The organism is Arthrobacter sp. 2RAF22 (genome assembly GCF_052115325.1).
In the GTDB taxonomy this organism is placed as follows: domain Bacteria; phylum Actinomycetota; class Actinomycetes; order Actinomycetales; family Micrococcaceae; genus Arthrobacter.
The window spans coordinates 1-10,327 of sequence record NZ_JBFRGL010000028.1 but is presented as its reverse complement, the minus strand read 5'-3'; the positions used below and the strand labels follow the sequence as shown (position 1 = coordinate 10,327).

General features: G+C 64.8%; 10 protein-coding genes. 5 read left to right on the top strand and 5 right to left on the bottom strand.

All coding sequences use genetic code 11. The annotated features are described in order from the left end of the window. Nucleotides 1-130 precede the first annotated feature (130 nt). Together AB4068_RS15630 and AB4068_RS15625 are read right to left on the bottom strand one after the other, a co-directional pair. The gene (locus tag AB4068_RS15630) at nucleotides 131-382 is read right to left on the bottom strand and encodes a hypothetical protein (protein ID WP_441433866.1); all 252 of its coding nucleotides are present in this window, start codon (nucleotides 380-382) and stop codon (nucleotides 131-133) included. Further along, entirely contained in the window at nucleotides 379-1,044 is a 666-nt protein-coding gene (locus tag AB4068_RS15625) for an RNA polymerase sigma factor (protein WP_441433865.1), read from the bottom strand. Before AB4068_RS15625 ends, AB4068_RS15630 begins: the two co-directional genes overlap by 4 nt. A 284-nt stretch (nucleotides 1,045-1,328) precedes the next feature. On the opposite strand from AB4068_RS15625, the gene AB4068_RS15620 reads away from it, so the two are divergent. The 3 genes from AB4068_RS15620 to AB4068_RS15610 are packed head-to-tail and all read left to right on the top strand — an operon-like array spanning nucleotide 1,329 to nucleotide 2,069. After that, nucleotides 1,329-1,595, top strand: coding sequence for a hypothetical protein (locus tag AB4068_RS15620; protein WP_441433864.1), 267 nt, complete (start codon nucleotides 1,329-1,331; stop codon nucleotides 1,593-1,595). A 49-nt stretch (nucleotides 1,596-1,644) separates the two neighbouring features. Continuing rightward, the gene (locus tag AB4068_RS15615) at nucleotides 1,645-1,818 is read left to right on the top strand and encodes a hypothetical protein (protein ID WP_441433863.1); all 174 of its coding nucleotides are present in this window, start codon (nucleotides 1,645-1,647) and stop codon (nucleotides 1,816-1,818) included. Between the two features lie 29 nt (nucleotides 1,819-1,847). Further along, nucleotides 1,848-2,069, top strand: coding sequence for a hypothetical protein (locus tag AB4068_RS15610; protein WP_441433862.1), 222 nt, complete (start codon nucleotides 1,848-1,850; stop codon nucleotides 2,067-2,069). Between the two features lie 348 nt (nucleotides 2,070-2,417). Here the strand turns inward: AB4068_RS15610 and AB4068_RS15605 are convergent, their stop codons facing one another. After that, the gene (locus AB4068_RS15605; protein ID WP_441433861.1) at nucleotides 2,418-3,674 is read right to left on the bottom strand and encodes a peptidase; all 1,257 of its coding nucleotides are present in this window, start codon (nucleotides 3,672-3,674) and stop codon (nucleotides 2,418-2,420) included. A 1,515-nt stretch (nucleotides 3,675-5,189) separates the two neighbouring features. Here AB4068_RS15605 and AB4068_RS15600 point away from each other — a divergent pair. After that, nucleotides 5,190-7,577: a hypothetical protein gene (locus AB4068_RS15600; RefSeq protein WP_441433860.1), complete on the top strand. Its 2,388-nt coding sequence runs from the start codon at nucleotides 5,190-5,192 to the stop codon at nucleotides 7,575-7,577. 167 nt (nucleotides 7,578-7,744) lie between these two features. Further along, entirely contained in the window at nucleotides 7,745-8,047 is a 303-nt protein-coding gene (locus tag AB4068_RS15595) for a hypothetical protein (RefSeq protein ID WP_441433859.1), read from the top strand. 1,246 nt (nucleotides 8,048-9,293) lie between these two features. Here AB4068_RS15595 and AB4068_RS15590 read toward each other — a convergent pair. Continuing rightward, a complete protein-coding gene (locus AB4068_RS15590) occupies nucleotides 9,294-9,869 on the bottom strand; it encodes a DUF2510 domain-containing protein (RefSeq protein ID WP_441433858.1) in 576 nt (191 codons plus the stop codon). Between the two features lie 131 nt (nucleotides 9,870-10,000). After that, nucleotides 10,001-10,327 (bottom strand): hypothetical protein (locus AB4068_RS15585; RefSeq protein WP_441433857.1); only part of this gene is annotated, 327 nt, incomplete at its 5' end.

The following is a 10,327-nucleotide window of genomic DNA, read 5'->3' as shown; positions in this document are numbered from 1 at the left end:
CGGCGTGCCTTCTTGATGCTTGCGGTGGTTGCCAGAGCGGTGAAGACAACCAGGCACAGGATGCCGACGGCGAGGGCGGCGATGATGAAGATCGCGAGGGTTCCGGCGTAGACCAGAAGATCGGTGTCGATCATTGCGGTGGTGCTTCCTCTGAGGTGGTTTCCGGGGTGCCGGGGTGGCCGTTGACGACGATCTCCCGGACGGAGGCCAGGACTTCACCCGTCACGCTCAAGGCGCGGACCGGGTCGTAGTAGTCCCGGTCCATGGTTTGGCGGTAGGCGGTGTACTTCTCGGTCAGGTCCTGCAGAGCGGCGGCATCAACCGGAACAATGCCGGCGGCAGTGTCCGTGTCGGGGTCTGGTCCGGTGTTGTTTCCGATCATTCCCGCGCTTCCTTTTCATCGGCCGGTGGTGCTTGCTCCGGAGTTGCGGGGCATCCGACCGGGTTCTGCTTCTCGTAGGCGGCACGAAGTCCCGCCCTCGCCCGGATCAACAAGGCGGACACCGCGTTGGCCCCGATCCCCATCAACGGTGCGATGTCCCGGGGCCTCTCCCCCAGCACCTCCGCGTGCCAGAGCACGACACGCCACCGTTCAGGCAACGAGCGCATCGCGATGGCGATTTGCTCGTGCTCGAACAACGACAAGGCCGTCTCCAGGCCAGGGTCATCGAACAGGCCCGGGTCCAGGTCTTCATCAGGGGCCGGCTGCTCCCGCGCCTGCTTCTTCCAGAAGGTGTTCGCGACCGAGCGGATCGCTGTGTTCAGGTAGGCGCCGAAGATGTCCGTGGGTCCATGCCCGTTCCGGATGGCACCCACGGCCTTGGTGAAGGCGTCATGGAACACGTCCTCGGCTTCCTGGGTGCCGGTCATGAGGCTGCTGATGAACCGTAGTCCGGGTTCCCGGTACCGCTCATACAACACGGCCATGGCTTCCGGCTCTCCTGCCCGGACACCGTCAAGGAGAGCTGACTCCTCCCCCAAGGGCCCTTCCGGTGCCGACGGCACAGACACCGGCGCATCCGCATCGATGATGTGCATTGACATTGCCGCTCTACTGCCCCCGAGACCTGAGAAAACAGGAACCCCATACGTTCCTGCTTCTAACACCCCGGGAAGCCGGCTTTCATGACGCAGAGGGAAAATTCTTAACGCAATCTTGAGGGAGCGCTAACACCACGCCTCTGCTTCGCGGTCATCGGGACAACCTCTGAGGACCCGGCAGACATTCCCTCCGACGACGCCGCCTGACAGGAACCAGCCAGGCCCCCCTCGCCGGGCCGCCGATACCCTCAGGACGTGTCGAGGAAAAGGTCGACCTTGTCACTCTGGTGGAACAGGACCCGCCCGAGTCCACGGTCCTGGAACAGCCACACCATCTCACCATCCGGCATCGTCTGATCCACCTGTCCGGATGCCAGTTCCTGTCCGTTCCGGCCGGCATGGACCCGGCAACACACTCAGCCGACGCTCTGGATATCCCGGCAGGGACGGGCGGCCAGGGCAGGAGGCGACACGCAACGGTCCCGGACGTGAGCCGATTCGGGCTGGCGTCACTGCTGATGGGCATTTCTGACCACCCCGTGGTTGCCCTTTGACGGCTTTGTCACCGCGCCCGGAGCAACCCTCTGGCTTCCGTTCTTGGGCATGATCTTCGCACCGCCCGCCGTCATTCTCGGCGTCCTGGGCGGGGCACGCTTCCGCAAAGAGAGCCTGGAGAACCCGAAAATGGCCACGACCGGCCTCACCCCCGGCCTCCTCTACCTGGCGCTTCTGGCCAGGGCGTTCCTCTATGTCCTGGCCACCAACACGCAGCACTGACCGGCAAGCGGTGACGGAGCGACCGGTCATTGGAAACCATCCCCCTGGATCCGGGTCCACGCAAACCACTTATTGCCCTGGCCTGGCTGATCGGCTTCTTTCTCACAGGCTGCACCGGCAACTGCGGATCACTGACGTACACGTTCTCCCGCCCGGTCAAAAGCCCCGTCCTTCACGTGGGCGATATGGGGGCCGCCATGGCCGGACTGGTCAATGGTGTGGTGCCGTTCTGCTGGTCAGCGCAGTCCTGAGTGCCATCAAGGCCTCCTCCACACTGCTCGTGCAGTAATCCACGGTGCAGTAAGCCGACCCAGGCCGGGCCGGCACGAGCCGGGAAGCGAGGGGGTGATCATGTCGGCCATGGCGGAGGCGGACACGTGGTGAAATGCTCCTCCGCAAGTATTCAGGAAAAGCCAGCAGGAACCAGGACCAGGAGTGAACAGCATGAGCGACGACCAGCCACCGGCAGGCGGCCCGGATCCGGGGGTGTTCGCCGGACCGGTCGCGTCCCCGCCGATGCCGCCTTACTTCCCGCCTGCCCCGGGACCGTATTTTCATACTCCGCCGGTGCCGGTGCTGCCGGGAATGCCGCCGGGGGTTCATAGTTCGGGGGCGCAGGGGCCTTGGCCGAGTTGGGCGAGTCCGGTGAGGTCCCCGGCTGCGTAGCCGCTCAGGTGTCCGTTCCTGGTCGGGTACATCAGTTGTTCGTGGTCTTGGACGTGGTCTTCACCGACGAGGTGGGCCAGTTCGTGGGCGATAACGGATCCATAGACGGTTGGCTGTCCTTCGTAGGCTGCGGTTTCCGCAAGGGCCGGCGCGTTCAGGGCGACTTGTCCGGTGACGTACACGCGGCGGCCGTCACGGATGCCTGCGGTGCCGCTGCCGGCGACCCCCAGCCTGAGCATTGTGCCCTCTGTTGTTTCTTTCGAGGCGAGGGTCGGGTATTCCGTTTCGGAAGTCCACGCAACAAGGACCGGCGCCCACCGGTCACCGTAAACGCCGGGCTGGAACGGCTTCCGCGCGTCGGACGGTGCCTCCTGGGTGGTCCCGTCGTTGATGAACTTCAGGCCCGTCACGCGGGAGAGCTCGGCGAAACCGGTCTGGATGAGCTCCGATCCGCCGGCGGGTGCATTGGCTTCCCTGACGACGTAGTGGACCGGCCGGCACGGGTCGTACGCAACGAATTTCTGCCCGGCTGCCCCGCCTGGCAGAAACGCATACGAGTCACTCTTCCCGGGGAGCGGCGCCGGGAAACCCAGCGGGCGGAGATGGGCTTCATGCCCGGGCGTCGGGAAGTAGGGGGATGCCTTCGGCGAAGCCGCAGTGGGCACCGCAGTGGGTGCCGGCGCGGATATCGCGGCTGCTGCTTTGGGAGGGCACACCCCGGCCTGGATGCCGAAGACGGCAGCGGTCAATGCCGCGATGACCACAACGATGACGAACCCGATCCGCAGATTATTCCCGGCTGTCTGCCGCGCCTGGCCATCAGCCGCGTCCGCAGGAGCGGGGGCTCCATCTTCACGGGGTGACCCCTGATACTGGTTACGGGTGCTCCGGGTGACCGCCCAGGCGTGCCAGCGGGGGAAGATCTCAGGCAGGAGCCCGCGGAGGTACGTTTCGGCTTCCGCGTCGGTGGTCAGGGGAAGGTCCATGCGGACCCGGTAGGTTCCCCACTGCCCGGCTGGGTCCGGGGCGGTGGCCTCCCCGAACATCGCGGGAGATCCTGTCTCCCAGATCAGCGTTGCGATGCCGCCGCCGGGTGCCTCGACCCACGCATCTCCCGCGTCACCGTAGCTGACAAACATTCCCAGGGTGAACCCGTCAACCACGGCAGTCGGATACCGTTCCTTCTCCACATCCACTCCGGTTCTACTAATTGCTGTTGTGGGTCATTCCAAGGGCTTGACGTCGACGCGCGTATCGCCACGCCAGGGGACATTACGGTGTCGGCCTGATGCTCGGCCCGGTTCCTGCTCCCCCGGACCCTGTGGCAGCGTGCAGGGCATTGACCGCCGCGGGGCACGCAGCCAGGGCCGGCTGATTCCGGCCTCTGTGTCCGGTGGGCGTTGCGTCAGCAGGCCTGATGTGTTTCCGAAGCCCGCCCGGATCGATCGCTTCGACCTCCATCCAAACGGAATCCGCGAGAGGAAAAGCCTTGAGCTCCCGTGGTGTGTCTGCCACACCACCTTCTCCTGACCCTCTGGCCACGACCTCTGCCAGAATGTCCACCGACGAAACCTGACTCAGGATCTCTGCCTGCGTGGGGTTCCGGAGGCCTCTCGGTAGATCCTGGTAGGACTGAAAACTTCCCAGCGCGGAAAATAGGCGCGATCCCGCAGGCCCGGGCCAACGCGACAACCGTTCCTTCCCCAACGCGGGAAAGCTGATGGTAAACGGTGGTCCTCGAGATGCGCGTGGCGCGCGGTCTCCGCAACCGTGTCAGGCAACGACTCATGGAGCAACCAGGACCTGAACTCCTGTGCTGAAAGGGCCATCGAGGTAACTCCCAAAGTTTGACATGAGAAGGGTGGGCGGGTCGGATACGTTTCAAGCCCCCAACCCGCCCAACCCTTTTTGCCCAAACCCGGGGAAGAAGGAGGCCCCGCGTCCAGGTTTGTGCGGGGCACCCGCCGAAAGCACGGACCTTGGACAGTATGGGAAGAGCAACACCCACTACCCCGCACAAAACCTCAACCCTCGCGTGCTTCGATCCTGATGCAAAAAGCCCCTTGAACCCCTCAGATCCCCCGGGCAGGCCGTCTGCTTCGGCATGGGGCATCCCTGGTCGACTGACGAAATACCTGAGAGATGGCCTACCCTGAGCCGGTGAGAATCTGAGGATCTGACCTGCCACCGGCAAGTGGCAACCCACGTCCTCGCCGTTCTTATCGAGGAAGCTAGCTAGCCAACGGGGCTACAGGCGCCTGTATCTGGAAACCGGGGCACAGGCGTTCTTCGCGCCAGCCCGGAGACTGTATGGCAAATACGGATTCGCCCCATGCGGTCCATTCGTCGGTTACCGTCCGGACCCCAACAGCGTCTTCATGACATTGGCCCTTCCGGCCATCTTCGGGCCTGAGCCTTATTGACATGCTCCCACCCCCTCACCACTAATCCGTGGATCAGGCTGCCGTCAGCTTCAGCCAGCAACAACGGTCACCAGCCGACGAAGGCCTTCCCCGTCCATTCGAACTACAAGCGCCGTAGCGCACCACCGATATTTCCGCAGTCGTTTAGGGACTCGGGGCCAAACGACCTCCGTGTCAGGCCCTTCGCCGGCCGGGAAGCGTCATCTTCCAGCGGCTCACCGGTTAAAGCCGACGCACGCGGGGTCGTGTGCCCGGCCGCAGGCCAGATTCGAGGAGCTAGGAATGATCCACCACGCATCGAACGTGACCCGGAAAACCGCCGAGGACAGTGAAGGCGGAGCCGCGACATACTCGGAGTCCGGGACCACAGCGTCCGGGGAAACGGGCCGCACGATCCGAAGCGCCAGGGCCAGGAGACTGGGAGCGGCCGCTGCCTCGCTTGCGCTCGTGGCTGGGATGATCGCGGCCGCCTCGTTGGCGGCGCTGTCTGCGGCACCGGCCCGTGCCGCGGTGACTGCCTTGTCGACGGTGACAAAGAGTGGCGTGGACCAGAGAAACGGCTCGACCGCCGACTCGTCCGGCAAAGTCGGTAACGCGGCCCCTGGCGATACGATCCGATGGGTCCTCGACTACGCAAACAGAAGCACCAGCAGCGCGCAGGTGATCATCACCGACCCGATCAGCGCCGGCCAGACGTATGTCCCGGGCTCGCTGGCCGTCCCTGCGGGCGTCTCACCACAGCATTCCGCGGACGGCACGACGTGGTCGTCCGGAGCCCCGGTGGCCGGCGCCAAGGGTGTGGGCGCGACCGGCGCGATCTCGCCCTCGGACACAACCTCCAGTACCCCCACGAGTCCGACGGGCGTGGTCTTCAACACCCCGGGCGGCGACGGATACACCGTCGAGGACTTCAACGGGAACCTCTACACCGTCTTCCATCACAACAGCACGACCACGAGCGTGTTCTGCGCGACCCTGACGAACCAGGTCTGCCCCGGCTGGCCCGCCAACTCAAGTTATGTCTCCACCACAGCCGGTACGCCGCTGGGCCAGGGGACGGTGACGACAGCCACGCCGGTCCACAACGGGTCGTTCATCTCGGCCGGGAAGCTGTACTGGCCCGCAGAGAAGCTCTCCCCGACCGGCGCCGGCGGATTCCCGGCCTACGAAGTGGGCCTGCAGTGCCTGGACCTCACAGCAGTGTCAAGCTGCGGATTCGCCCGGCTGGACACCGTGGGCACCGCACCCTTGGGCGGCTCCTACGGGCTGATCGAAGGAAGCGGGATTCCCGCTGCGAACGGCAGGTATTACTACTTCGACGCCAGCGGGAACATGCTGTGCTTCGACCCGTCGACCAGTGCCGCGTGCGGGGTTACCCCGGTCACCTCGGGACAGTCCGTCGACATAAGCAGGATCTTCACCGGGACCACTTACGGTCAATACGCCTTCGCCGGATATATGACCCCGGCCGGTGAGTCGCTGGCCTGCTTCGACACGGCCACCGGGGCGCCTTGTCCGGCCTTTCCCGTCGCGGCCGGGAACGTGACCACCGTGGCCGTCACCGCCCCGGTGTTCTCCCCTGCCGGGACCCTGACCGGCGTGTGCGCGGTAGAGGCCCAGATGTGCTGGTCGCTCACAGGCTCCCCCCTGCCAGCAAACCCCTACTCGGCGCACACCATTCTCGCCTCCGGCCAATACGCCTCCGGGCTCGCTCTCGGCACAAAGTACTACACATCGGCCCCGGCAAACGGGCAGATCCTCTGCTTCGACTTCGCATCCTGGGACGGCGCAGGTCCGGTCCCGGACTGTGTCGGATTCACCGGACCGGTAAACACCAAGAACTACACGGTCCGGGCCCTGAAAAGTCTCCCGGGATGCCTGGCAGCAGACGGGGACGAGGGCCGGATCAACGTCTTCAACGCCCTCACCGGCGAGGACTGCATCTCGGCTTCTCAGTCCCTTGTCGCAGCCGCCCCTTCCTATTGTGACGAAGCAAAGCACTCCTTCACCTGGACCACCCTGACCCTCAACGGGTTGAACGGTTCCGAGTACGCTGCCGCCACCCTCACCCTCGCGGACGCCAACGGGCCCCTGCCCGGGTTCACCGGCCTGCCGCTGGGTCCAGGCAAGACTTCCCTGGACATCTCATCCGTCCCATCGACCGGTCCTGCCTCATCGCTGAGCGCAAGCATCACCTACACCGGGGTCTCCGACACCACAGCCGTCGCCGCATCGACCTTCTCGCTCAACCGAAGCGGCGACACCTACTCCCAGATCTGCTACTCCACCCGCGTCGATCCGCTAGCCTGCGCCACCACGGCACAGATCACCGACCAGGCAACGGCGGTCACCACCGTCGGCTCCGCTTCGGACGCCCCGAACGGCAACCGGTCGGGGCTGGTTGCCTTCGACGCCTCTGCCCTGCCCGGCTCCTGCCCTCCCAGCGCCACCACAACAACACCGGCCGCGACCGCAGTCACCCCACAGGCCTCCCCACCAGGAACGCCCTCCCCGCCACCGGGCACCACAGAGGCGACCCTCGCCTACACCGGAACCATCATCCAAACCCTCGCCCCCTGGACCGCCGGGATCCTCGGAACAGGCTTGTTGCTGCTCATCGTGGCGACCCGTCGGCGCAGAAACACTGAAACCGCCGCGCACACGGAATAAGCAGCACCACCAAAGGGCCACGGGTAGCCAGCGTCTGATTGGCGATCTACAAGCGGGGTCTTCCGTCACGAAATGCGCACTGATGGGTCATTGATTGGACGCACTGATGGCTGTGGCTGGATCACAGCCACGGCGCGACGATTAGCAAAGCGAAGGAAGCAAGCGGAATGACTCGATCACTATTCCTCAAAGCCGGCAACCGGGCCAGGACGGCACGGCCTGCGGTCCGTGCCCACAAGCCCGTCCCCGACTATGAGAAGCCCCTGGTGAAAACAGGAGAGGCGCGTCTTTGGCGGACCCTGAACAGGGGCGACCGTGTCGAGGTGATCCACAACGGAAACTACAGCAGGACCGGAATCATCGATGATCGCATACCCGACGGCAGCACGATATGGATCATTCTGGACCAGGGCCTGGGCCGGATCGCTGTTACCCAGGGCGACCCTGCGGCACTGGTTCTCATCGAATAGCACAACAGTCCAAGGACGATCCCGCCCGTGGGGTCATTGACTGTGCCAGTACCGGGACATTCAGTTGATGCGCGCTGCTTGCGTTTGCGCTGGGCGCATTCGGGTTTTACGGGCGTGCGTTTTGGGGCCTGCGGAACCCGTCCGGGTCTCAATCTCGCGTAATGCCGCCCGGCCGTGGCGCCCGCGGCTACTTCACGCCAGCACCTGTTGTGCAGCTCATCGTCCGTTGGCAATGGGGTAGACTCCAGACACTGGAGTGAGTCCTGCACCATTACGCAACCCGCTCAGTTGCCGTCCCTGACGCCAGAAACACGACTGCTTGACATTGATCCCGGACGGCACCGGCTTTCGCCCTTGCGGCGGCCGCGGACGGAAGAGGCCGCCCGTATCAGGATCACCGTTGCGGCCAGGCCGCTAACGAGGGCACCGACAACGGCCAGCACGAGCACGGCCAGATAGACGCAGAGATGGACGTCGACGTCGATCACCTTCGAACACCCGGACCCGGGTCGGTGACAACACGGCGGACGGCGGCCATGCCGTCCCCGCTCAGGCCCAGCACCCGGGTCCCGGGAATCCGCCAGGGCCAGCCGGTACAGGGCAATAAGTGTCATTGAAGTTCGCGCAGCTTGCCCACGTCCACTCCCACCACAGCGGTCCCGTGCCCGGAAAGGTCCGGGGATTCTTCGGTGTCCATGTTCTCCTCAACCGTTCTCTTCATTCGCCGGCGGCCCGCATCATGCTGGCCAGACATTTCGTAGGCGGACCGCAGTCCCGCCTGACGCGGATGAGAAGGGCTGAGACGGCGTTCGCCCAGATGCCCATAATGGGCCAATGTCCCGGGGCCTCTCCCCCAGCACCTCGGCATGCCAGAGGACTACCCGCCACCGTTCAGGTAGGCGAACGCATCGCAACTGCGATTTGCTCGTATCGCAGTTGCTGGCGCAGAATCACGGAGAAAGCCGAGCCATGGATCGAGGAGCTGCGGGGCCCAGACCCAAACCTGTAGCTAAACGAACGCGAACGGCGGGCCAACGTGCCCCTGACGGTGATGGAACGAACGTATGGTGAGGACCTGAACCTGCCCTAGCACGCTGGCCTTGGCACAGGCGTCGCCGCATTTTGGGGAGGAAGGCAGCCCGTTCGAGCCGGCCCGGGTCCGACACACAAAATCGGCAACCTCCCCTACCTCTCACCGGTGGTTGGCGGCGCGCGAGGCAATCAGGCCGGCGACGGAGGCAGGATGTCACCAGCTGTTGGATATCCTGTCTAGCGCGATCATCGCGATGGCGCAGGCGATGGGGAAATAGGAACTTGTCGGGGAGACCTTGAGCACGATGATGGTCCGGCCGATGACGTACACGGTCGGCAGGAACCCCCAGGCCCAGTGGAACGGCCGCACAACCCCGGCGCGGGCGAGCCAGAGCCAGTCCCGGTAGGCCATCACGACCATCAGCACATAGGAAACGACAACAACAAAGGCAACGAGAGCCGCCGCCATGGCCGGTGCCGGGTCAGCCGTCTCGGATCCGTCGCCATCACGGTAGCCAGCGACCGAAAGCTTGAACACGAGATCCAGGATGATCGTGACTACGGGCAGGGCCAGGATCGTCCACAGGAACGGGCTATAGAGGCGAACCTGCGGTCCAAGCAGCGGGCGGCCTCCGTTCAGTGGCGGCCCGACGGGYGGAGCCTCCGAGCGGGCATCCCATTCATCCCCGGTCCACCCCGTACCGTCCCACCACTTTGACCGCCCGGACCCGGAAGGGTCCGGAAACCACCCCGCCGGCACGAACGCCGGCATCTCCGTCGATGGATCCATCAGTCATTTCCTCCTCATGTGGCGGCTTCATGCACCCGCCACTCCTTGTTCTATCTCGAATCGGACCCGTTCAGAGCACCCCGGTTTACCCGGCAACGACACGTTTCATGACGCACTGCCGGCGCGAGGACCTAGATGTGCTGGATCAGTCGCGGCCGGGAAGTCCGGCCCAAACGAGTGCCCCGGTTCCCGGTCCGGGAGTGCCTGTGTGTTGTCTCCACGTCTGGCACTGGCGTCTCTTCGCACGTTTCGGCGTCGAGCAGTTCCGGGTCCTGCACGTCGACGTATTCGTGTTGGACCCGCTGGGTGCGGCGTGCCTTCTTGATGCTTGCGGTGGTTGCCAGAGCGGTGAAGACAACCAGGCACAGGATGCCGACGGCGAGGGCGGCGATGATGAAGATCGCGAGGGTTCCGGCGTAGACCAGAAGATCGGTGTCGATCATTGCGGTGGTGCTTCC

Excerpts from the sequence above, each read along its gene's own strand:
- AB4068_RS15630 (WP_441433866.1), bottom strand. The coding sequence starts at position 382 with ATGATCGGAAACAACACCGGACCAGACCCCGACACGGACACTGCCGCC.
- AB4068_RS15625 (WP_441433865.1), bottom strand. The coding sequence starts at position 1,044 with ATGTCAATGCACATCATCGATGCGGATGCGCCGGTGTCTGTGCCGTCG.
- AB4068_RS15615 (WP_441433863.1), top strand. The coding sequence starts at position 1,645 with ATGATCTTCGCACCGCCCGCCGTCATTCTCGGCGTCCTGGGCGGGGCA.
- AB4068_RS15600 (WP_441433860.1), top strand. The coding sequence starts at position 5,190 with ATGATCCACCACGCATCGAACGTGACCCGGAAAACCGCCGAGGACAGT.
- AB4068_RS15595 (WP_441433859.1), top strand. The coding sequence starts at position 7,745 with ATGACTCGATCACTATTCCTCAAAGCCGGCAACCGGGCCAGGACGGCA.